The organism is Phormidesmis priestleyi ULC007 (genome assembly GCF_001895925.1).
Classification (GTDB): domain Bacteria; phylum Cyanobacteriota; class Cyanobacteriia; order Leptolyngbyales; family Leptolyngbyaceae; genus Phormidesmis_A; species Phormidesmis_A priestleyi_A.
This window is the reverse complement of sequence record NZ_MPPI01000007.1, coordinates 133241-156079: the sequence shown is the minus strand read 5'-3', so window position 1 is coordinate 156079 and position 22839 is coordinate 133241. Positions and strand designations below refer to the sequence as shown.

Below are 22839 nucleotides of genomic sequence, written 5' to 3'. Positions count from 1 at the left end.
TCAACCTGCTCCTATTTTTGTTACTGACCCACTAGCAAAGATAGATATAATCCTTTCGGTGTGAGAAAAATGACGCTGGGATCATAACTTGTCTCACTGTGTTTAAAACCACCAACTTGAATTAGGGTTTTGTCGTTACCGACTATGTTGATACTGATGCCTCGATTTCCTAAAGAATAATAAGCACTAATCTCTAATTGTTCACCATTAGGTAAAACGATAGATTCAGGATTTAGGCCAAGCACATCTCTAGAAGTTGCCATCGACTGTGGATGTGATCCAACGCCAGGTTTTAGGTCTAATTCACAAACCCTTTGCCATTGGCTAGACAATTCCTCTCCGTATTGCACATACAACTTCATACTCAAACACCAAATCGAAACCAAAGACTATTAACTGCCGATCGATGAGGTTACTTTCGTTCTACCCAAATGTCGATCGGCGACTCCCCAAATTCCTGCAAGCAATACCCACCCGATCGTATTGATCCGGGCATCGAACAACGTAATATCTAAAAAGCTGAACAATGCACAGGCAGAAAACGCCATCAGAAACGTGAAATAGATTAGCCGATCGCTATCCATATTCCTCAGCGCCAACACTCCCTGAGCCATTACCCAACCGACTAAGCCAGACAACAATAACGCCGCTGGAATTCCTGCTTCAGCCGATATCATCAGCAACAGATTGTGAGGATGTCCCAGCCAGTAATGCATTTGAGCGTCATAGAGTTGCGTAAAGTTTCGCAACCCCCAACCTGTGAGCGGACGTTGTTGGGCAAGTGACCAGGCAAACTTCCACTGAGTTGATCGCAGTTGAGCCACGGGACGATCGCTATACATCTGATCGTTCAACCTCGCCCAAAAGAACGCTGGAACAACCAGCCGAAACCAGGTTTGAAAGGGCAGGGGTGCAAATGCCGCGCCTAACATCACTCCAGCAATCGCGGCAACAATGCTAACCAGCCAATGCCAGCCTTGATAGAGCGCAAAAGCAAGACAAGTTAGCAGAGCGATCGCCCAAGCGTTCCGAGAGTTGGTGAGAATGAGCGCGATCGTGTTGATTAAGACAACGCTTCCTAAAAAATACCAGTGCCGAGTTTGTTTGGCAGACTCAACCCACAGCCCCAGCCCCAACACAAAAACCACCACAAAATAGCTCGCTAACACATTCGCATAAGTAAACACCGATGCCATGCGTCCAGGCGGGTTGCCAGTGGGTGCGATCGTCCATTCAATCAAACCCCACAGCAGAGAAGGATGTCCGCCCCAATTTAAGTAGAGTTGCCCCAAGCCAATCAGCGTCACCGGGATTGAGGTGAGAACGAGAGTCCAGGCAATGCGTCGCAGTTGAGCGGGAGTCTGAATCAACACACCCAAAGCCGGGAAAACGATAAAAAAGGGCAGAAAGTTGAATAACCCTAGAAAGGCATTCTCGCGATCGAAGGCAAAGCAAGCGGTGACAAACAGCCAAACGCCTAGCCCTAAAAATCCGAGATTGAGAGGCTGACGAATTAAAGATTTATGCTGTCGTCTCCAAATATCCAGCGATGTGACTAGTAAGGCAACGCAGCCCAAAAACGCGCTAAAAGGCAGCAGAAATAATCCAACTTGAATGACGTTCCAGTGCCTTTGCAGTGCCCGATCGGGATGATCTTGAAGTCGAATCACGTTCAAAATCTTTCTCAAATCGCCTCAAAACACTCAGAACGCGTTAACCGAATTTGTGCCACCGCAAACACCGTCGGAATTACTCGACCATAATTAGTCGAAATCGATCGCCACCCCAAATCTGCTAGAAACCACGCCCACATTGCCGAACCCGCCACCGCAAACACCGTTCGAGCCGCGCCATATCTCGCCGCACTCACCGCCATGCCATGCCGCGCCATCCGCATCGACACATAGTTCTGAAACTGACCTGCCGCTGCGATTCCACCCTGAGCGAGGGTTTCTTTTGCCACTTGATAACTGGCAAAATGCAGCGCAAACTGGCGGGCAACGTGCTGCAACAGCATTGGGCGCACTAAGGAACTAATGGCGATCGCACCGCTGCCTTTTAAAATTAGCTTCAGCGGATCGTTCTGAACTGAGAGAGGCAATTGACTCGCTAAAGTGGATTGGGCGATCGATCGCTGTACCCGTCGCGTTAGAGCAGTCTTTTCTAAAGCGGGCAGTTGTTTCCAGGCGCGGTTGAGTACGCTAAGAAAGATTTCGGCTTCCAGATCAGTGGTAGACATTGAGCCAGCATAAGGCAGCTTTAAATAGCGACAGACTTGAATCAAAACCTGGCGATAGCTCACCTGACCCGTTTGACGACGCAGCACCGTGACTCCATCAGCAGCTAAATAGCGAAATCGCTGATCGATCGCATCCAGCCAATCGTCGCGATCTTGACTCTGCACCGCGATCGGGTCAGGCGTGCTGACATAATCTAACGGGTTAAACTTGGGACGGAACAATATTTCGGTTAAATCCCGTAACTCATCCTCGGTCGCTAACTCTAACGCGGCTCTCAGTTCGTCCACTCGTAAACTCCTTCAATGCAGAGTGATGGCAATCTCCCACATTCTACATAGTAGGAAGGGGGAGTCATGAGTTATGAATTATTTCGGCATCAGGAATCTCAAAACTCTTCTAAAATGGCTGATTCTCACTTTGATATTGCTGTAATTGGCGCAGGGGTAGCAGGTCTGACCTGTGCTCAACAACTTCAACAGGCTGGATATAAGGTGGTTGTCGTTGAGAAATCTCGTGGATTGGGGGGGCGGTTAGCGACTCGACGGTTGCAGGGCACTCACGCCGATCATGGCGTGTGCTATTTGAAGCCAAAGGACGATCGCTTCAAAGCGCTAGTTGAAAAACTGCTTGAGCGATCGATCCTACAAGTCTGGACTGACACGATTCACGAACTTGATGCAGAGGGTCAACTGATCGAACCGCCTGATCACGCTCCTCGCTATGCGTCTCCGACCGGAATCTCGACGATCGCCAAGTTTCTCGCCACCGGACTCAATATCTGGCTTAATCAACGAGTCGAAGCGATTCATCTAATTGATCAGGGCTGGGCATTGCAGTTTGAGCCTGATGAAAGGACACCGATCACAAACCCAGCAAGCTTAACCGCATCGGCGATCGTCAGCGCAATTCCGGCTCCGCAAGCGTTGACTCTGTTAGAACCTGTTGCAGATGTTGAAACACTTTTAACTCGTCTGCGATCAATCCAATTTTCTGCTTGCATCAGCGCGATCGCGGTCTATTCACCCCAACAAAACGAGTCAGCCTTACCCTGGAAAGCGGTAACTTGTGCCCACGACCCTGCGATCGGGTGGGTAGGTTTAGATAGCACCAAGCAAAACTCGCCTTCTCAGCGCGTTGTGATCGTTCAAAGCACGGCGGCGTTTGCAAGTCGTCATTTAGAAGCCAGTGATCTTCAATCTATCGGACAAACGCTTTTAGACAGAGCCGCTGACTTGTTGGCACCCTGGCTTAAGTCGCCCGAAATTCTGCAAGTTCATCGCTGGCGCTATGCGTTTCCCATTAATCCTCTGGCTGAGAAGTTTCTGACGGCAAATATTCGATCGCCGCTGCTTTTGACTGGGGATTGGTGTAGGGGAAACCGAGTCGAAAGCGCTTTTTTGGCAGGGTTGGCGACATCGGCTCAAATCAATTCTCAACTGCAATCACGATCGCTAGTAGAAAACTTTTGGGAGACGATCGCCTAAATTTGCCCATTAAAAGTCCCCAAACCATGACGGCTTGGGGATAACTCAGAAGAGGGGAACAACCTTGTTGAACACGCAACCCTTCTAAATATTGATTTGACTCTAAATCTCTAAACGTCAGCAGCGCCTTCGTTGCCCCTGCCGCCTGCGCCTTCTTGATCGCCCTCAGCGTCATCCATGCGGTTGCTGTCGTAGCGTCTTCCTCTCGTCATGCGCCCGGTGTTGGTGCGTTTACGAAACTTACGAGCATAAGCCTGGTTGCGGAGAGCTTTTTCTTTCTTTTGGTTGCGGCGTTTAGCCATGTTTACCCCTTGGAGACATCTATTAGCGAATGGTGTCAATAACGATCGTAATTGCTGAGAACTCGATTTAGCCCTCAGAAAAAAGAGTTAGAGAATCACTCTAACATAACCTGGAAGGTCATTCAGACTACAGGTTATCTCAGAATTATGAATTCTTCTCAGCAAACAATCTTATCATTCGGTTGCCTTCTGTTTCAACAAGTCTGCGGCTAGCACTAGTGCGTCTTTACGATTTGTAACCTTGCCTTCTGCCCGCGCCAACTGGAGAGCCGCAAGCAGTTGGCCGATCAGCGGCCCGGCAGACAAGTTTAGGGCGCTCATTAGGTCTTGCCCAGTTAGTAATGGCATCGGATGAGCAACCGGATCATCAGCGTTCAAAAATCGTGTGATTAGCGCCGTAATTGCTTCTAAAGGAGTCCCGGCGGCGATCGCTAAAATTGCCAATGCTGGAAACGTCGCGCCCACTTCTCTGAAGAAGAAATATTGCTCTGCTAACGTCCACTCCAGCAACGGCTTGGCACACAATTGGGGCAATCCCCTAAGCGCCGTGCTGACCGCCTGAATTTCGGCACGACTGTATTTTAAGCGCCATAGCTGCGCTTCTGCCAGTTGCGGGTCAGAGTCTAATAGGCTGGCTAACTTGGCGATCGTCAACCATGTTCGAGCCGATCCAGAGGCTTTGGGTTCAGGTTGGCTTGAATTGGATTGCGCTCCACCCCGAATGTTGCGAAACAATTCGGTTGCAAACTCAGTCCGGGTTTCTTGAAAGATCACAGTCGTTTGATCAATTCCGAGCAGCCGCGTCAAACTTTGGGTATCAGCACTGGGGAACCAATCTTGCAGCAGCCCATCTTGCCATGCTGCCGTGAGCCAAAACGTTCCGCGATCGCTACTCAGCAAATAATTCAATTCAGACTGCACTCGTTCTGCTGCAATCTGCCGCAGTTTGGGAGCCAACTGTCGAATGATAGTCCGAGTTTCTGGCTCTAGCGAAAACCCTAGCTGGGCAGCTTGACGATAAGCGCGCAGCAGTCTTAATGGGTCTTCTGCGAGGTTTTCGGCACACACCATCCGCAGCAGCCCGCGTTTGAGGTCAGCGTGACCTTGCAGCGGGTCGAGCAGTTGAGCGGTGTGCGGATTGTAGGCGATCGCATTCACCGTAAAGTCGCGTCGCCGCAAATCTGCATCTAAACTAGAGCCAACCTGCTGGGCAAAATCTGCCGTCCCTTGCTCAAAAACGACTCTGGCAATTTGGCGATCGGCATCCAGTAAGACAAACCCGGCTCGATAGTGACGAGCGATCGCTTGGGCGGTCTCAACAGCGCCTGTCGGCAGCACAAAATCTAAATCGAGATAGTCAGAAGGGCGATCGAGCAGCGCATCGCGAACAGTCCCTCCAACTAAACAGGCAGAGGGTGGTAGCCAGGAGAGGCTAAAGGGCCAAGTTTCGGGAGACAGGGCAGAAGAGGCAACCAAAACGTCTTGCCAACAATCTAAACGGTGATTCAATTCAAACTCATCCCAAACAATTTAATGCTCACGAAACAACTCTGTGAAGCTTACCTTTCGGACTGCAACCAGCTTTTGTCCGACAGATCTTCAGTATGACGATTCAGGATTGAAGAATGGTGAGCGTTTAGCAGAAATCGACTCATTTCGGACTCGATCGCTCAGATAACCCGATTGATCGCTGCTTTCTAAACAAGCAACATAAATCAACCTGAAAGCTCGTGATCAATTCGTTCGCCTGAGCTAGAGTAACAGAAAAGCATCTCGATTCCCGATTCGTCTCTAAGAGTCAGAACGCCACTCTAATTTTTAGTGATCTAGAGAGATTGACCATCATGTGTATTTGCGTAAATTGCCACTACGTAGACCGTTGCACCACTTACCATGCGGTAGAAGACCAGCACGAGCAGGCGCACCTCACCGAAACGCCAGATTTTGAGGCGACTGAGCCAACTATCAACGTCAACATTCGCGATCGTACCGACTATATCGAGATGGAATGGGATGTAGTTGGTTGCTTGAGCTTTAAAAAAGAACAAGGCAAGTGGGCAAAACTGCGCCCTGGAGAACTCGTTCCTACTTGACATCTGGAATAAAGACACAAATCTTTAACTTAATAAAAGTGATTAAATCTTAAGTGTTGGGAACAGTAGGGCAAAAATCGATACCTGTCCTCTACCGAACCTAACTTAGATTTATGAACCTTCTCCGTCCTACCAGGCGATCTACGCTCTGTGCGATCGCCCTGACTGTCAGTTTTGCATCGTCTCTCGTCGATATCTCATCCGCATTTGCTCAAACTGAAGCGTTTGCCCCGATCGCGCCCACTCAGCCAGACGCTTCTAAACTTCCGGAAGCGGTTAAAACTCAACAGGACGCGCAGAAGTTCTATCGTCAAGGGGAAGATAAAGCCAAATCTGCAAATTATCGGGGTGCCCTCGAAAATTACAATCAGGCGCTTCAGATCAATCCTAGTTTCAGTCAGGGTTACGTTGCGCGAGGAGTCGCGAGGTCAAACGTCGGCGATCGAGTCGGTGCCCTCGCAGATTTTGACCAGGCGATCAAACTTAATCCTTCTGACGCGATCGCCTATGCCCAAAGAGGCACCACTCACTTCAGCGCTGGCAATGCCGAAGCAGCGATGACAGATTTAAACAAAGCTCTGGAGCTAAACCCCACTCTGGCAGCAGCTTATGTAAATCGTGGCTATGTACGTTCTCAATCCAACGATGCAGAAGGCGCGATCGCTGATTTTGATCAAGCGCTGCGGCTCCAGCCTAGTTATGCGCCTGCTTTGCTGAATCGTGGGTTTGTCTCTCTTAATAAAGGCGATCGACAATCGGCGCTCAATGACTTCAACCAAGCCATTAAACTTCAGCCTAACTACGCCGAGGCTTATCTCAGTCGAGGCACGCTTCACCATCAAACTGATGACGATAACGCGGCAGTTGCAGACTTTAGCCAGGCAATTCGTTTCAACCCTAACTATGTCTCTGCTTACTACAATCGCGGGTTAGCTCAGTCTAAGCTAGGCAATCTGGAAGCCGCCCAAGCAGACTTTACAAAAGTTGCCCAGCTAAACCCTGACAAGCCAGAAGTCTTTTTACAACGAGGTCAAGTGCAAGCGGCGCTCGAAAACCCTCAAGGCGCGATCGCCGACTATAACCAGGCGCTCAAGCTCAAACCCGACTATGCCGAAGCGCTCAAGAGTCGAGGCGATTTGTTAGCGACGACTGGAGACAAACAAGGCGCATTCAATGACTATAACCAGGCAGTGCAAGTGCAGCCGGATTTTGCGTCTGCTTACACGAGTCGAGCCGATGCGCGATCGCACTTAGGCGATCGTCAAGGCGCGATCGCTGACTATAGCCAAGCGGTTAGCCTCAATGCTGAAGATGCCAAAGCCTATGAGAATCGGGGCAAGGCAAAAATGGATCTGGGCGATACAAGAGGCGCGATCGCAGATTTTTCTCAAACCCTTCGCATTGATGCGCGTGTGGCAGACGCTCACTATTATCGGGGTGTCTTGCTGGCGAAGCTGGGCAACCAACGCGACGCGATCGCCGATTTGCGCCAAGCAGGCGACCTTTATCGACAACAGGGTCAAGCAGACGGCTATCGCAACACGCTCAAGCAAATCAATCAAATAAACAGCCGCTAGAATCCTGCGGGCAATGGCTCAGAAAACCCTAACTTCGATAGAGTAGATCTAACAGCGTCCTGTTTTTGAAGACCTTTCAACTTCATCAGCAGGGCGTTTGTGGTTCGATCGAGGTAAGCAATGCTTACAAGGGTTGGGAGATGATTACTGCAATAACTGTGTTGGTTGCGCTAGGAATTCTGGGCTGGGGATATTATCGAGCTAAACCTTTTGGCAAACTAGGAATTCTTGCCTGGTTGCAATCGGTGGTGTTGATGGCTCCCTGGCTGTTTTTCTTTGGTTTGACAACCTTGGGCATCTACCTCAACTTGGTGAGCGTTTTGCTGCTGTTTGTCGCCTCTACAGGACTCTATATTGTCATTGGGCGCAGACTTCGGGCAGTCGCTCAAGAAGAATCTCAACGAGCGACAGTCACAAAAATCAAGGGTGACGCATTCGATTCTCAGCCTGAGCCACCGAGTTCAGAGATAGCTCAACTGCCTGAGTTAGACTCTGCCGAGAAGCCTGAATTGCTGCCCATTCCCGCAGAGGATCTCAAAGCGATTCAAGGAATTTTTGGCATCGACACATTTTTTGCCACCGAAACCATTCCCTATCAAGAAGGCGCGATTTTTAAAGGCAATCTGCGCGGCGAGATAGAACCTACCTTTGCGCGACTCTCTGCAAGTTTGAAGGAGCGATTGGACGATCGTTATCGCCTGTTTTTGGTCGAAGGTCAAGAAAGCAGACCCGTCGTCGTGGTTTTGCCCAGCACCAACGATCCCAAGCCCGCAACGCTGGCGCAGAAGATTCTAGCAGGAGTGCTGTTAATTGCGACGATCGCCACCTGTCTAGAAACCGCTGGGTTTTTGCTGGAATTTGACTTCTACAATTCGCTAGAACGATTTCGAGAAGTGCTGCCGATCGCACTCGGCATTCTCACCGTTTTGGGCGTTCATGAATTGGGGCACTGGCTGCTGGCGCGTCGCCACAAGGTTCGGCTGAGTTTTCCCTATTTCATTCCAACCTGGCAGATTGGTTCGTTTGGTGCCATTACTCGATTTGAGTCGCTGTTGCCTAACCGATCGGCGCTGTTTGATATTGCGTTTGCGGGGCCGGCTGCGGGGGGCATAGTCTCACTAACGATGTTGATTACGGGATTGTTACTGTCTCACGAAGGCAGTCTATTTAAGCTGCCAACCCAATTTTTTGAGGGGTCAATTCTCGTCGGCACTGTGGCACGAGTGATTTTAGGAACGGCACTTCAGCAAACCAGTGTTGCCGTTCATCCGCTCACGATCTTGGGCTGGGTAGGGCTAATTTTGACCGCGATTAATCTTATGCCTGCCGGACAACTCGATGGCGGCAGAATTGTGCAGGCAATTTATGGGCGCAAAACGGCTGGGCGAACCACCGCCGCCACGATCGTGGTGTTAGCGATCGCGTCTCTCGTCAACCCACTGGCGCTTTATTGGGCGATCGTGATTTTAGTTTTGCAGCGCAATTTAGAGCGACCCAGCCTCAACGAGTTGTCAGAACCCGATGACACACGAGCCGCCTTGGGCTTGCTTGCACTGTTTCTAATGATTACTATTTTGTTACCGCTAACCCCAAGTTTGGCAGGGCGATTGGGAATTGGTGGGTGATTACACTATCGTAGATATAGGGTGCATTGTCCGTTTACGGAAATTCTCGCTGGTCTTTCCTTTTCGCATCTTCCTGAAATCTATGTCAGATCTACCTCCCATTTTGCTGCTGCTCGATTTGAGCGCGCTGCTAGTGAGTAAGCCGCGAGAGTGGCAAGAGTTTACACGACTGGGTAATTGCTATGTGCCCCAATTGGTCTACCAAGAAATCCAGGCGTTAAGTCAGATTGGAATTGAACGCAACCATGAGCATACTGCCAAAGAGTTTTGCCGCTTTTTTGCAGAAAGTAACTGGCAACTTACTGGGGTAGGGGCGCTTCATCCCTCACTTCAGCCTAGTGATGGGCAGAATATGAGCAAACGCGCTCGATTAGCTCAGGCAGTCTCGGAGTGTGCCTATGGGTTTGCGCGTAACAGTCCAGGTCGGCTCGTGGTTTTGATTTCTAATGACCAGCCTTTGCTGAAACGGGTTCAGAGCTTGGGCGTAGCAAATCTCAGCGGAGTGCCCGTGTCAGCCATGTTGATTTGGAGTCGTAGCGGTCGCAGGCCTCCGATCGTAGCTCAACACCTGCAAGCAATGCGATCGAACACAGTCACAGTCAGCGGGATGACGACTCCTCGCCGTCTGCAAACATCTTCCTCGCTGCCCAAAGTGGCTCCTAGACCCCTGAGAGAGCCTCAACCGAAAGTGCGCCCTGTTCAGCCGCTTTATAATCATCCCAGCACGTTTCATCAGATTGGGTCTGGCGTGTCTACCCTCGTTGCGGTGGCGATCGCTCTCAGCATTATTTGGTATATTGTTCAACCCAAAAGCTTTAACCAATTCTTACGACAGCGAAATCTGCCCACCCTGCCTGAGATTCCTTCAATGCAAAAATAATAATCCCGGAACTTGCCCTTGGCTCAAGACCGTCTCTGACTGTATCCACCTCAGTCATGAAGACTTTTTTGCAATGTTTTTCAGCCGTTCAGCTAAACTATTTGCCGCGATCGTTTTAGTCGGTGCCTTATCGTTGGTCACTGGAGTCCCGCTCGGGCAGAACGCTGCCGCGACTCCGCTGTTTCAATCGCTTCAAATTTGGCAGGGCACTGCAACAAATGGCAGCATTCAGCCTGTTCAAATTCCGCTCAGTCAGCCCTTACCTAAAATCAAAGCAAACGTCGTCTTTCAGACGATCTCTAGCGGAGGCTTTGCCGGATTAACCTATGAAACGCTCCTGCTCAAAAACGGGCAACTGATTCGCAGTCGGATCAATCGCGATGGCAGCAAGTCTGAGATCATAGCGATTCGGCTGTCTCCCCAACGAGTGCGGCGGTTTGAGAAATTGGTGAAAACTCATATCAAACCCTTCGATCGTCTTAGCTATCCCGCCCATCCAGGCTCCGCAGACTTCTTCATGGTGACGGCCTCTAGTCATGCGGGCACTGTGCAATATGCCGACATCATTCAGTCTGAGCTACCGTCCTCTCTCAAAATCATCCTTCAAGCCTGGAATCAACTCGCAGCGAAACAATAACGCGATCGGTTTCAAATCCTCACAAACCCGTTAGTTTCACGGAGATCAGGGCACCTTGGGCTAGTTAGAAGTGCCGACAACCCTGGAGTGAAGGATCGCATGGGACGAGAGACAAAACCTAAGCTTAAGTTAATGATTGTGGACGATGAGCCAGATAACTTGGATCTGCTTTATCGCACGTTTCGACGCGATTTTGAGGTGGTCAGGGCAACCAGCGCGATCGCCGCCCTCAAAATTCTCGATCAGCAGGGTGAGATGGCAATCATCATCTCCGACCAGCGAATGCCGGAAATGTTGGGCACCGAGTTTTTAAGCAAAACAGTCGATCGCTTTCCTGACACGATTCGGATTGTCTTGACGGGATATACCGATGTCGAAGATTTGGTCGATGCGATCAACGCCGGAAAAGTCTTCAAGTACATCACCAAACCGTGGAAGCCTCAGCAGCTTCAAGTCGTCATTGAGCAGGCGGCAGAAACCTATGGCGTGTTGAAACAGAGAACCGCCGATTTGCAGCGCGCGCTCCGACGAGAATCGCTATTTAATGCGGTCACGACTGCGATTCGCGAGTCGCTCGACTATCCCAGTATGCTGCAAACGATCGTCGAAACTCTGGGGCAAACCTTTGGCGCAAGTCACTGTGTGCTGCACCCCGTTGAAGGAAAGAGCATTGTGGCAGAATCATTGCTCTACTGCTTGGCAGACTGTGAGCCAATCAGTGAGGAGCGCGATCGCCAAGACCCGATGGTGCAAGCGGCACTAAAAACTCGCAAAACTCAGGTTGGTCAATCGCCCAAAGATGCCGATATGCGTCTTGTGGTGCCGTTAACCTATCAGCAAGAATTGTTAGCAATTCTCTCTTTCTACCAAGGCAGCAGTGAGCAGGCGGGTGCTGACTTGTTTCACCCTCCCTGGTCAAAAGAGGATATTCAACTTCTAGAAGGTGTTGCAGAACAGGCGGCTCTGGCGATTTCTCAGGCAAAACTTTATCAGCGAACCCAGAAACAAGCCGAACAAATTCGAGCAGAGTTAGCGGTTGCTCGTCAAATTCAAACCAATTTGCTGAGACAGACGTTACCCATCCTTGAAACCGTTAAAGTTCAAGCCTGCTGTCACCCAGCACGAGAGGTAGGAGGAGACTTTTTTGAGGTCTACCAGCATCCTCAAGGCGATGTATGGCTGGCAGTTGGTGATGTATCGGGAAAAGGCGTTCCGGCGGCATTGTTTATGGCAAGCGCTATCTCTGTGCTGAGGCGAGAACTGTCTCAAGAAACTCCCCCTGAGCCAAACGTGGTGATGCAGAACCTCAACAGCATTCTCTCGCAAGATCTGGTTAGCACAAACTGCTTTATCACGATGGTTTTAGCGCGCTATTCGCCGATCGACAAGCAGTTAGTTTATGCCAACGCTGGGCACATTTACCCAGTGGTTTGGGCAAGACAGACAGGTGCTTCTCAATCAGAGCAAGCTGTGGTAGAGCCGATTTATCTCAAAGTGCGGGGGGTGCCGTTAGGAATTTTGCCTGAGTGGAACGCGATCGCCGGAAATCTCACGCTCCACTCTGGAGAAGTGCTGCTGCTGACTAGTGATGGCATTACGGAAGCGATAGTTCCTTCTGAAGATTTGACGGGTCACACCCCAACTAATGGGGGCAAGGGTAGCTCAATGCTCAAAGAAATAGGACTTTGGCAATTACTCCTTCAAGAACGGGAATGCTTAGATCTAAATCACCTTTTAGCCCGTATCCAATCACACAATGCTATTCAGGAAGATGATCAGACGATTCTATCCCTGGAGGTTCTTTAACGATGAGAACTGAACTTCACATTCCCAGCACTTTGCAGTTTTTAAGCGTTGTTGAAGGTTGGCTTCTAGGAAGTCTAGAAATCGAGTTTGGCGATCGGGTAGATTGGGCGCGACAGTCAAATCGTCTGCGTTTGGCTCTGGTCGAGGCTTATTCTAACGTGGTGCGACACGCTCACCGCGATCGTCCTCATCTTCCGGTGCTGATTCGCTTAGAGGTGAAAGACCGAGATCTAGCGCTAGAAATTTGGGACTATGGGCAAGGGTATGATCTTTCAACCTATTTGGCTCCGTGCCCAGAAGACAAGCAAGAAAGCGGCTATGGCTGGCTGATCTTAAATCGATTGATGGATAAGGTGGAATATCGCTTGCAGGTTGATGGGCGCAATTGTCTAAAGCTGGAAGCGAATTTAGTAGAGGCGATGGAAGCTTCGGATTAGTGCGTAGGAATGCAAGAGACCTCAAATATAATGAGCAATAATTGATGATCCAAAACTTAAGGTAATAGTGATGGGAAAATACCGTGTTCTGATCGAGGCAGACGAAGATGGAATGTATGTTGCAGAGGTGCCAACATTACCTGGGTGCATCTCTCAAGGTCAAACTCGTGCAGAAGCGATTGAAAACATTAAAGAAGCAATAGCAGCGTATCTAGAGAGTTTAGATGCCTACGGAGAGCCAGTTCCTTACTTTTAACGTCAGTTCGACGAGGTTTTTTGCTTCGTTGTCAGCGGCTTCCCGAATTCACAATCGGAGCAAACCGCTTCTGTCGAACTGACGTACTTTTAACTTGCAGTTTCGCTAAAAAAATGTAGAGACGCAACAAATCACGTCTCTACAAAATTACAGTCTATTGAAATGGCGACAAAGGCTTAATTGATAGATTCAAAACATCTATTTCTGACCTGTTTGAGCCGCAACTTCTGCCGCAAAGTCAGTCTCTTCTTTTTGAATGCCTTCACCCAATACAAACCGGACAAACCGACGCACTTGAATGTTTTCGCCAAGTTGAGCGACGTTGCGCTTGACCAACTCGTCAACGGTGATGTTTTGGTCACGAATGTAGGGCTGATCAAGCAAGCACATTTCCTTTAGACGCTTATCGATCCGACCTTGAACGATCTTCTCTTTAAGTTCTTCTTTTTTGCCGCTCAGGTCATCTTTACCCATCTCGATCGCTTTCTCTTTATTCACGATCTCTTCAGGAATGTCACTAACTTTGACATACTCAACATTCGGACACGCCGCCACCTGCATCGCTACGTTTCTCACGAGTTGTTGAAACGCTTCGTTGCGAGCCACAAAGTCAGTCTGACAGTTGACTTCAACGAGAACGCCAATCCGTCCGCCTGTGTGAATGTAGCTATCGACTAATCCTTCAGCCGCAACTCTGCCTTCTTTTTTGCCAGCAGACGTGATTCCCTTCTGCCGCAGCCATTCTGAGGCTTTTTCTAAATCACCATTGTTTTCCTGGAGTGCTTTTTTGCAATCCATCATGCCTGCGCCCGTTTTTTGGCGCAGTTCACCGACCATCTTTGCCGAAATGTCTGCCATCTTGCCTTTCCCTAATCAACGAGTGGTTAGCCGTCAGCCGCTAGTGGTTAGACACCCACGACTAACGGCTGTAACGGGTCGAGTTATTCTGCGGCGGCGGGTTCTGCCGCTTCTTCAGGTGTGAAGGCTTCGCTTTCGTCGTATTCGTATTCGTCGTCTGCGCCTTCGTAGTCATATTCGTCGTCGAGTTGACCGTGACGACCTTCGTAGATCGCATCTGCCAACCGACCTACTATTAGCTTAATCGAGCGGATCGCATCATCATTCGCTGGGATAGGAATGTCTACCACATCCGGGTCGCAGTTGGTGTCAAGCAACGAGACGATCGGAACGCTCAACTTCAGACATTCTTGAACGGCGTTATATTCCCGCTTTTGATCCACAATCAGAACGATGTCAGGAACCTTCCGCATGGCTTTGATGCCACCGAGATATTTCTGAAGTTTGTCGAGTTCCCGTCGCAAGACTGCGGCTTCTTTTTTGGGCAACATATCCATTGCGCCCGTTTCTTCGCGACGCTCAAGATCTTTGAGGCGATCGACGCGGGTTTTGATCGTCGCCCAATTGGTCAGCATTCCGCCGAGCCAGCGCTGGTTGACATAGTAAGCCCCACAGCGAGACGCTTCTTGAGCGACAATTCCGGCGGCTTGGCGCTTGGTGCCAATAAACAGAAACTTTTTGCCTTGCTCAGACGCGGTACGCACATAGTTGTAGGCGGTGTCCATCAACTGGGCGGTTTGCACCAAGTCAATGATATGCACACCATTGCGCGCGGTGTAGATGTACGGGTCCATCTTGGGATTCCAGCGACGGGTTTGGTGCCCGAAGTGGACTCCAGACTCAAGCATTTGAGCCAACGAAACAACTGGCATTCTTTTTACTCCTGATTCGGGTTAATCCTCCACCCAGGTGAGTTTCAATGAAGTTTGAAACACCCGAAATCCTGGATGTGTGGGTTGAAACAACTTTACTAGGATAGCACAATTAGAGGCGTGTTGAGGAAGCTGAAAGACTGGAGTAGCAGCCTTGATCGCCCACCTTCAAGGAGTCACTGCCAGTCCCTCGACACCGACTTCTAGTCGAACGACTTTTGCAGGCTGAACTCCGGTTTTGGGCGGCAGCGACATTCCTCCATTTGTGGTGACGTAAATTGAAGTGCGATCGCCCTCAGTTCGACCAAAGGCTAAGGCGGTGCTTCCGGTCATGCCTTGCTCGACTGCGGCGATCGTCGTGATCGTGCCATCAGACGCAATTCGCACCACGCTGTTATAGATGTGAGTGGTTCCATACAAATTGCCCTGCACATCAAACGCAAAATCATCAATGTTGGCGTTTTGCACAAAGATTTCTGGCGTACCAGGATTGCCATCTGAGCTGATGGGAATGCGAACTAAATGCTGATATTGCGTATTTGAGGCATAGAGAATTCCCTGGAAAATCTTCAATCCGTTGACTGCGGGGATCGGGTTTTCAAGACTTCGCCGATCGAGCAGATCATGTTCTAACCAGACTTTTGCTGATTTTTGGGTGGCATTAAATTCCCAAATGGCACCGAGATAAGAATCTGCGATCAGATAGCGATCGTCCATCAGATGAGTCATGCCGTTGAGAAAAATTGCGTCGGCGATCGTCACCAGGGTCTCAACTCCGCTCTGAGCCACTCTAAAGACGGCTGAAACTCCCTGACTGGTTGCCCCTGAGACGAGAAGATTACCCTCTTTATCAAAGGCGATTCCCGCAGTTTTGCCGTCAACTCTGGCAAATTCGCGTTGTTGTCCAGTCGGACTGATTTCGTAAATGATCCCATCTTCGTAGCTCGTGACGAAAAGAGTGCCGATCGCGTTGATCGCAATGTTTTCTAGAAACGTGTTGACGGGAAACTCAGCGAATAGGAAATCGGACACGATCGCCTTCGGAGTATGGTCAAAGATGGGCGGAAGCTGTGGATTACTCAAGACGGAACTCCTGATCTTAAAGATCTATCTCTGCTGAGATTCTGCATAGGCATCATACACGGCGCGAACGGTATACCAGTTTAGAAAAATGCGGGCGACTTGCTCGGCGAGTTGGGGTTTGCCTTGTTGAATCAGCCATTGGATCAGAGGAGCCATCGTGCGTTCGTTGAGGCGACCTCCGATCGTCAGTCCTTCCCACAGCGCTCGACTGATCCACGTCATTTGAATCATCATTTTCACGTCCCAAGTCGGGTGTTTTTGATAAAACAACACACCCATCCGACCGCGCTGAATTTCTTTGTCAATCATGTCGGGGATTTGTTCTAAAGAAAATGGCGGATGCCAATGATAGCCGACCGCATCGGGACACTTGATCAGCGTTAATCCCAATTTCTTCAACCGGACTCCTAACTCCAAATCTTCCCAGCCGTAGAGTTGAAAGCCTACGTCAAACAGTCCCGCTTTTTCGAGCCAGTGACGGGCGATCGCTACGTTCCCCGTCGCAAAATAGGCGGCTGAAAAATCCGTCACCTTAAAAGGCTCTGCGGTCGGATTGTCAAAATTGCAGGTGTTGATGACTCGCCCGTAAGTAAATAAGCGAGCAGGCTCTGAGCCTGTGCCAGAGGCATCGCTTCCCAATTCTTTTTGACCCTGATCAAGCGCTTCTGCATGAGCACGAAGAAACACTTCTGTAACAACTAGATCGCTGTCGATGAAAATGATCGTGTCACCGATCGCTTTTTCGACACCGAGATTTCGAGCCGCCGCCGCACCCTGATGATTTTGACAAAACAGCTTCACATGAGGAAACTTTGCCGAGTCAGATTGCAGCCACTCGACCGTTCCATCAGTCGAGCCATCATCGACTACCACAATTTCGTAGTCAGAAAAAAGACTGCTCGACTGCTGATTTTCTAAGGCTTTTAAGCACTTCTCCAAAATCGGCTGGCGATCGTAAGTCGGAATCACGACACTAAAAAACACGGCTTTCCTGCACACGGGACGTTATCAGTATCTCTTTTTGGCTCACAATTCTGTGCAACTCCCGACATAACCTGGCACAGATTCGATAGATAATGTATCGTCAATCGTTACTACCAATTGAGAAAATTCATGGGTCGTGCTAATAAGGTTGTCCTAGCATATTCGGGTGGAGTTGATACGTCTGTCTGCATTCCTTACCTCAAACAGGAATGGGGCGTTGAAGAAGTGATCACACTGGCAGCAGATCTCGGTCAAGGGGACGAATTAGAGCCAATCCGCGAAAAAGCCCTAAAGTCTGGTGCGTCTCAATCTCTGGTAATTGACGCTACCCAGAGTTTTGTCAAAGATTACGCCTTTCCGTCAATTCAAGCAAATGCGCTTTATGAAAATCGCTATCCGCTCTCTACCGCGCTGGCTCGTCCTTTAATCGCCAAATTGCTCGTCGAAGCGGCGGCTGAATATGGAGCCGATGCGGTCGCTCACGGCTGCACGGGAAAAGGTAATGACCAAGTGAGATTTGATGTCGCGATCGCCGCCCTCAATCCCGATCTAAAAGTCCTCGTACCCGCACGAGAATGGGGCATGAGCCGCGAGGAAACGATCGCTTACGGAGAGCGATTCGGCATTCCTTCCCCGGTGAAGAAATCTTCGCCCTACAGCATCGATCGTAATCTTTTAGGTCGCAGCATCGAAGCCGGCCCGCTTGAAGATCCCTGGACGGAAGCCTTAGAGGAAGTTTTTGAGTTAACGAAGGCGATCGCCGACACGCCTAACGAGCCAGAATATGTTGAGATTGGCTTTGAGAAAGGAATTCCTGTCAGTCTCAATGGCGAGATGCTGAATCCGATCGATCTGATCACTCAGTTAAATAAAAAAGCTGGGGATCACGGATTTGGTCGCATTGACATGATGGAAAATCGCTTAGTCGGCATCAAATCACGGGAAATTTATGAAGCTCCGGCGCTGTTAGTGCTGATTCATGCTCACCGCGATTTGGAAAGCTTGACCTTAACTAAAGATGTGACCCAATACAAACGGGGGATCGAAGAAACTTACTCCAATCTGGTCTACAACGGTCTTTGGTACAGTCCACTCAAAGGGGCACTAGATGCGTTTGTTCACCAAACCCAGGAGCGAGTTTCGGGAACGGTGCGCGTCAAACTGTTTAAGGGAAATGCAGCGATCGTGGGTCGCCAATCCAGCAAAACCCTGTACACGCCCGAATTGGCAACTTACGGGTCTGACGATAAGTTTGACCACAGAGCGGCTGAAGGTTTTATCTACGTTTGGGGGTTGCCAACTCGCGTCTGGTCACAAAACCTGCGGACGTAAACGTTTTTAGGATCGTGGATTAAATCATATCGGTACTTGCAATGATCAAGGGCACGGCAGTGCCATGCCCCTACGCAAATTCTGGCTTTATTTAATTCACGGTTCTTTGGGGCGATCGCCCCTTTTTTGTTCAAATTCAAAAACTATTCACCGTCACTCGCAGGTTGCTGATCTACCACAGCCACGGCTTCTTGTTTTGCCTTGCGAGATTCTAGCCAGAGCGGAACCACAATCCAGGCAATGACGATTAGGAGGGCGACGATCGTAAACTGTGATGCCAGTCCAATCAGCTTCTCTAACGGCACCACTTGACCCGCAAAGAATGCCAGTGACACCATCACCGATGCCCAAGCACACGCCCCAGCGACGTTATAGCCCATAAACTTCCAGTAGGGCATCTCAGCAATGCCAGCCAACGGACTTGCAAAGATTCGCAGTAGGGCAATAAAGCGACCAAACAAAACGGCTTTTCCGGCATTCTCGCTGAACTGCGATCGCAACTTTTCTAGCTGCTCTTCACTCATCCGAAACAGGCGACCCACCTTCAGCAACATTGCCCAGCCACCATAGCGACCAATCCAATACCCACAGTGACCGCCTACGATCGCACCTGCTGCGGCAACCCCTAAAACTAGCCAGTAGTTAAGCTGATCGTTTCCAGCTAAAAATCCTCCAGCTAACGTGACCGTTTCGCCAGGAATCGGCAACCCCAAGTTTTCTAACAAAATTCCTAAAAAGATCGCCCAGTAGCCATACTGTTGGGCAACTTCCTGAATAGCTTCTGGCGAGATGAAGTCGAGTGACATACCAACAACCTTTACAAAGCTTAACCTACGTCGATCTTGACTTGATTCTATAAATCCGTCAATCCCAAAAATTGGAATTCTCTGGTCTTAGATAGAATTTTTGATTTTATAGTCTGGAAGAAGACTTTTTATTGAATTGAAGTGTAACCGATTCCAAAATGAAGATTCCGTAAAACTTTAGAAGAATCAGGCTTTGTCCGGGAATCTAATCTTTATAGTTGTAGCAAGTGTTTAAGTAAATCTACTTAATTATCTGAAAAACCTTCGCTGTCCTTGTCCCAAAGCATCAGCGTACGTTTAAAACAGCTAACTATAGTTACTCAGACCAACGAAATCATTATTAGGAACGAGTTTATGATTTCTAGAGGACAAATTGAGGAGATTCGACTTCAGCCCCAAGGTCGCTTAGACCTACAAGGTGGAGAGCGGCTTCAGCAACAGCTTGAAACGATCGCTCCTAGACGCTATAAGATTTGGGTCATTGACCTCTCAGAAGTGGAGTTTATCGACAGCCCTGGTTTGTCTGCCCTGATCAGTGGGTTAGAGCTTGCTAGAGAATCGAACGCCCGTCTTGTTCTTTGCAGTTTACGCCCCTCGGCACAACTGATCTTTGAAATTACTCAACTCGATCGGGCCTTTGATATCTTCGAGAGCTATGATGTTTTGCTGACTGCTCTTATCATTCCAGAATCAATCATTCCAGCTTTAGAAGTTGCTTAGGGTTGAAAAACTCGGTATTCACTTGCTGGAGCGATCGTTAAGTCTAAAATCGGCGTGTTGGTTAAGCAGTGCCAATGACAGGCGAATAAATTGGGTAGCTGAATGTTGAGACTCGCGATCGCAGGTGTCGCCGGAAACGGGAATAGCCGATCGAAGAAAACTGTTTCCCCGGCAAACCCAAACTGCATTAAATAAGTAGAAGGCGTGGCTGAGACCAACTTTAATAAACGCTGCCCTAATTCATAAAGTGGCTGACGATATCGATCGGGCAGGTGAAAGGGTTGGAGATAGCTGAGTGGATCAGCCGATGCGATCGCCTCAGCGTAAAGTGCGCCCTTTGAAGTGAGCACGATCGGCAGCCAAAAGTTCCCTTCCCCCGTAAAGGAGTGCAAATCTTTCTCCACCCGTTGCCGCAGCTCTAGCACATCGCGACAGTCTTGATAAATGCCCCTTTGAGGAAATTCTAGAGAAACTGGAATATCCAAAGTGAGGGGACATAACAAAATGTCTTCTAAGCAAATTGTACCGTTCGTCAACTTTTGCTGAAGACGGGCGATCGTTTCTATCTCTACCTCACAGTCAACTTGGATAGCCACCTCAGTTCGAGAGGAGGGTGATTCCTCGGTGCCGCTTAAGTTTTGAGTGTGAGGAGCGACAGAGGGCATAAGAATTGCCTGTTTCAAGGCTTCACCCAGCAAATCGGACTCCTCATCAGTCACGATTAAAACTTTAGGCATTGCCAAAGCTAGGCAGCGAAACGTCACCTTCACGAGGAAAGCTCGGTAAATCTAGATGAGAGGTGCGACGAGTTCTCACCGCCAAACGGTAGCTGACGCTTTGCAACTCGGCATGAAGCTGGCGATTTTCTCGCTGCACCGACGCAACTTTTTCACGCACCGGAGCCATCCGCTCGGCAAATTTTTGCTTATAGATCTTGGGCAACTCTTGCACAACTTGCTCTAACATTCGCGCCCGATCGGTCAATTCTTGCACCGACTGCCGCAGTTGATAAATCTCGCCATCTCGTTCAGAAATCTGCTCTTGATAGAACGTAACCTGCTGCTCAACGTTGTGCAGTTGCTCTCGCAGTGCCCGCATTTCTTCTAAGTGACGCTCAGATGAAATATCGGACGCTGGCACGGCAGCAGCATTGCCTTTGACGAGCCGGAACAGCTCTTGAGAAAGCTGCTGGACGAGTTGGTCGCGCATCTGCAATTCTTCTTGCAAACGCACAACCTCGACTTGCAGTGATTGAACCGGGGGGATATCAGCTTGGGTCACTTACTCAGTTACTCCGTTATGAATGGGTGGTTTGCTTGAGATTTTCTTCCCAGAGACGGGGAGGAGAGGCGCGACGAATATCACGCCAAATTGCAGTTGCCGCTAATGTACCATCTGCAACCGCAATTGATACCTGATTTACGCCCTCTTTTAGGTCTCCTAAGGCAAAAACTCTGGGGTGAGAGGTGCGACACATACTATCTGTGACCAAATTTCCCCCTTTCCACTCTAAATCTAGCCCCTTTAAGTATTGGTTAAAGAAGTGGGAACCCATCGCGACCAGTCCGTTTTCAAGCTCTACTGTCGAATCGTCTTCTAGCAGAACGCCCGTCATGTGGTGATCGTGTCCTAAAAAGCGTCGAATGGGCGTTTCGACCAACGGATAGCCATGCGCCTGGAGCTTTTCGCGCATCTCTTTCCCGACTTCACACAACCCTTGCGTAAATACGGTGATATAAGGCGTAAACCAATTCAGCACAAAAGCCGTGTTGATCGCGGCTTCTGTGTTCACAAACAGACCGCATTTTGTGTCTCCTATCTCGTAACCATCACAGATCATGCAGACGTGCAGGTTATATCCCGCATAGTCATAAACATTCTGCATGTCGTCTAGCTGGGGCAAATGGTCAATTAACCCACTAGCGGCAACCAGGTATTTGGAGCGAAACACGGGATAGGTGCTGTCTTTTTTACCAACTTTGACCTTGACTGCAAAGGTGTCTCCTTCATCTTGGACATCTTCGACAAAACCGGGTAAATAGTCACCGTCTAGAGAGAGAAGATGCTCTTGCCCCTGTTGAAGGATGGCGCGTCCGGGCGTGGTGGGGGGCAACCCTAAATAATTTCGCATATCCTGCATCCAGAACGATCGACCGCGACCTTTCTCAATTACTAAGGTCGAAAGACGGTATCGTTGCAGATAAAGAGCGGCCGACAACCCACCTGCGCCGCCACCAACGACGATGGCATCATAAAGGCGATCGAGACGCTGGTCTAGATTTTTCCGTGAGAGCTTCATAGGCGTGACTTAATAAAACTAGGTGAATACAAGATAGGGAGCTATCACAGCCCCCTAACGTCAACAAAGACCCCTACCTCTAAGCCTAGCTCTGACCTCTAGACCTCAGCAGGCTCAGTTTCAATCTCAGGCTCTGCTTTGGGCACTTCTTGTTTGACGGTCATGTAGCGAATAACTTCAGTGCTAAGGCGCATTGCCCGCTCTAGGGGGGCAACTTGGCTGCCGTCGCCCTGATAGTTCATCTGAACATAGACTCCCTCGCGCTGTTTGGCAATCTCGTATGCCAGACGGCGCTTGCCGCGGTGTTGGGTTTCGATGATTTCTGCGCCGTTTTCCTTCAGAATATTCTGATACTTCTCGATCGCAGCTTCTACGGCTTCGTCACCGATATCAGGACGAAGAATGTACATGGTTTCATAGATATAGTTCATGACTAGTTTTTTCCTTATGGACAATGGGCTTTTTGGGTGGCTGCTCAAATTTGGCGAATCGTGTTAGTCAACACTGGATGCGCGGCTCTATTGACCAATCATTAAAAAAGCAAGGAC

26 protein-coding genes are annotated in these 22839 nt (G+C 49.4%); 12 read left to right on the top strand and 14 right to left on the bottom strand.

The window, feature by feature from the left end; all coding sequences use genetic code 11:
- Positions 1-20: 20 nt before the first annotated feature.
- The 3 genes from BRW63_RS08585 to BRW63_RS08575 form a co-directional block, all read right to left on the bottom strand.
- Positions 21-263 carry a hypothetical protein gene (locus BRW63_RS08585; protein WP_073070475.1) on the bottom strand — a complete coding sequence of 81 codons (243 nt, stop codon included), beginning with the start codon at positions 261-263 and terminating at the stop codon, positions 21-23.
- A 129-nt stretch (positions 264-392) separates the two neighbouring features.
- Positions 393-1670, bottom strand: coding sequence for an O-antigen ligase family protein (locus BRW63_RS08580; protein WP_223257329.1), 1278 nt, complete (start codon positions 1668-1670; stop codon positions 393-395).
- Between the two features lie 14 nt (positions 1671-1684).
- Entirely contained in the window at positions 1685-2527 is an 843-nt protein-coding gene (locus BRW63_RS08575) for a YaaW family protein (protein ID WP_073070473.1), read from the bottom strand.
- 66 nt (positions 2528-2593) lie between these two features.
- On the opposite strand from BRW63_RS08575, the gene BRW63_RS08570 reads away from it, so the two are divergent.
- A complete protein-coding gene (locus BRW63_RS08570) occupies positions 2594-3724 on the top strand; it encodes an NAD(P)/FAD-dependent oxidoreductase (protein ID WP_219898515.1) in 1131 nt (376 codons plus the stop codon).
- A gap of 110 nt (positions 3725-3834) precedes the next feature.
- Here BRW63_RS08570 and BRW63_RS08565 read toward each other — a convergent pair whose 3' ends face one another.
- The gene (locus tag BRW63_RS08565; protein WP_068818557.1) at positions 3835-4026 is read right to left on the bottom strand and encodes a hypothetical protein; all 192 of its coding nucleotides are present in this window, start codon (positions 4024-4026) and stop codon (positions 3835-3837) included.
- 174 nt (positions 4027-4200) lie between these two features.
- The gene (locus BRW63_RS08560; protein ID WP_073070472.1) at positions 4201-5535 is read right to left on the bottom strand and encodes a tRNA nucleotidyltransferase/poly(A) polymerase family protein; all 1335 of its coding nucleotides are present in this window, start codon (positions 5533-5535) and stop codon (positions 4201-4203) included.
- 43 nt (positions 5536-5578) lie between these two features.
- Here BRW63_RS08560 and BRW63_RS29500 point away from each other — a divergent pair, with 43 nt between their 5' ends.
- From BRW63_RS29500 to BRW63_RS08520, 9 genes are all read left to right on the top strand, one after another.
- A complete protein-coding gene (locus BRW63_RS29500) occupies positions 5579-5704 on the top strand; it encodes a hypothetical protein (protein ID WP_262983529.1) in 126 nt (41 codons plus the stop codon).
- 166 nt (positions 5705-5870) lie between these two features.
- On the top strand, positions 5871-6119 hold the full coding sequence (locus BRW63_RS08555; protein ID WP_073070471.1) for a Ycf34 family protein: 249 nt from the start codon (positions 5871-5873) through the stop codon (positions 6117-6119).
- A 113-nt stretch (positions 6120-6232) separates the two neighbouring features.
- The gene (locus BRW63_RS08550) at positions 6233-7696 is read left to right on the top strand and encodes a tetratricopeptide repeat protein (RefSeq protein WP_073070470.1); all 1464 of its coding nucleotides are present in this window, start codon (positions 6233-6235) and stop codon (positions 7694-7696) included.
- A gap of 140 nt (positions 7697-7836) precedes the next feature.
- On the top strand, positions 7837-9321 hold the full coding sequence (locus BRW63_RS08545; protein ID WP_073070526.1) for a site-2 protease family protein: 1485 nt from the start codon (positions 7837-7839) through the stop codon (positions 9319-9321).
- Between the two features lie 82 nt (positions 9322-9403).
- Positions 9404-10201, top strand: a complete 798-nt coding sequence (locus BRW63_RS08540; protein WP_073070469.1) for a PIN domain-containing protein — start codon at positions 9404-9406, stop codon at positions 10199-10201.
- A 73-nt stretch (positions 10202-10274) separates the two neighbouring features.
- Complete coding sequence (locus tag BRW63_RS08535) at positions 10275-10838, top strand: hypothetical protein (RefSeq protein ID WP_073070468.1); 564 nt, start codon at positions 10275-10277, stop codon at positions 10836-10838.
- 132 nt (positions 10839-10970) lie between these two features.
- Complete coding sequence (locus BRW63_RS08530) at positions 10971-12644, top strand: SpoIIE family protein phosphatase (protein ID WP_223257328.1); 1674 nt, start codon at positions 10971-10973, stop codon at positions 12642-12644.
- 2 nt (positions 12645-12646) lie between these two features.
- Complete coding sequence (locus BRW63_RS08525; RefSeq protein WP_073070466.1) at positions 12647-13081, top strand: ATP-binding protein; 435 nt, start codon at positions 12647-12649, stop codon at positions 13079-13081.
- A gap of 70 nt (positions 13082-13151) precedes the next feature.
- Entirely contained in the window at positions 13152-13337 is a 186-nt protein-coding gene (locus BRW63_RS08520) for a type II toxin-antitoxin system HicB family antitoxin (protein ID WP_073070465.1), read from the top strand.
- Between the two features lie 198 nt (positions 13338-13535).
- Here BRW63_RS08520 and tsf read toward each other — a convergent pair whose 3' ends face one another.
- The 4 genes from tsf to BRW63_RS08500 all read right to left on the bottom strand — a co-directional run bounded on the left by tsf (position 13536) and on the right by BRW63_RS08500 (position 17134).
- Positions 13536-14195 (bottom strand): translation elongation factor Ts, encoded by a 660-nt coding sequence (tsf, locus tag BRW63_RS08515; protein ID WP_073070464.1) that lies wholly within the window; start codon positions 14193-14195, stop codon positions 13536-13538.
- An 83-nt stretch (positions 14196-14278) separates the two neighbouring features.
- A complete protein-coding gene (rpsB, locus tag BRW63_RS08510; protein WP_073070463.1) occupies positions 14279-15067 on the bottom strand; it encodes a 30S ribosomal protein S2 in 789 nt (262 codons plus the stop codon).
- 168 nt (positions 15068-15235) lie between these two features.
- Positions 15236-16150, bottom strand: a complete 915-nt coding sequence (locus tag BRW63_RS08505) for an SMP-30/gluconolactonase/LRE family protein (protein WP_223257327.1) — start codon at positions 16148-16150, stop codon at positions 15236-15238.
- Between the two features lie 24 nt (positions 16151-16174).
- Positions 16175-17134: a glycosyltransferase family 2 protein gene (locus BRW63_RS08500; protein ID WP_073070461.1), complete on the bottom strand. Its 960-nt coding sequence runs from the start codon at positions 17132-17134 to the stop codon at positions 16175-16177.
- A 129-nt stretch (positions 17135-17263) separates the two neighbouring features.
- Here BRW63_RS08500 and BRW63_RS08495 point away from each other — a divergent pair, with 129 nt between their 5' ends.
- On the top strand, positions 17264-18466 hold the full coding sequence (locus BRW63_RS08495) for an argininosuccinate synthase (protein WP_073070460.1): 1203 nt from the start codon (positions 17264-17266) through the stop codon (positions 18464-18466).
- Between the two features lie 143 nt (positions 18467-18609).
- Here BRW63_RS08495 and BRW63_RS08490 read toward each other — a convergent pair whose 3' ends face one another.
- Positions 18610-19272 (bottom strand): DedA family protein, encoded by a 663-nt coding sequence (locus BRW63_RS08490; RefSeq protein WP_073070459.1) that lies wholly within the window; start codon positions 19270-19272, stop codon positions 18610-18612.
- 354 nt (positions 19273-19626) lie between these two features.
- Here BRW63_RS08490 and BRW63_RS08485 point away from each other — a divergent pair, with 354 nt between their 5' ends.
- Complete coding sequence (locus BRW63_RS08485; RefSeq protein WP_073070458.1) at positions 19627-19992, top strand: STAS domain-containing protein; 366 nt, start codon at positions 19627-19629, stop codon at positions 19990-19992.
- On the opposite strand, the gene BRW63_RS08480 is transcribed toward BRW63_RS08485, so the two are convergent.
- The 4 genes from BRW63_RS08480 to rpsF all read right to left on the bottom strand — a co-directional run bounded on the left by BRW63_RS08480 (position 19989) and on the right by rpsF (position 22722).
- The gene (locus tag BRW63_RS08480; protein WP_219898516.1) at positions 19989-20729 is read right to left on the bottom strand and encodes a hypothetical protein; all 741 of its coding nucleotides are present in this window, start codon (positions 20727-20729) and stop codon (positions 19989-19991) included. The genes BRW63_RS08485 and BRW63_RS08480 overlap by 4 nt on opposite strands.
- Positions 20722-21273, bottom strand: a complete 552-nt coding sequence (locus BRW63_RS08475; protein WP_073070457.1) for an Npun_F5560 family protein — start codon at positions 21271-21273, stop codon at positions 20722-20724. The genes BRW63_RS08480 and BRW63_RS08475 overlap by 8 nt, the downstream gene beginning before the upstream one ends.
- A gap of 16 nt (positions 21274-21289) precedes the next feature.
- Complete coding sequence (locus tag BRW63_RS08470) at positions 21290-22291, bottom strand: NAD(P)/FAD-dependent oxidoreductase (protein ID WP_073070456.1); 1002 nt, start codon at positions 22289-22291, stop codon at positions 21290-21292.
- A gap of 98 nt (positions 22292-22389) precedes the next feature.
- Complete coding sequence (gene rpsF / locus BRW63_RS08465; RefSeq protein ID WP_073070455.1) at positions 22390-22722, bottom strand: 30S ribosomal protein S6; 333 nt, start codon at positions 22720-22722, stop codon at positions 22390-22392.
- Positions 22723-22839 lie beyond the last annotated feature (117 nt).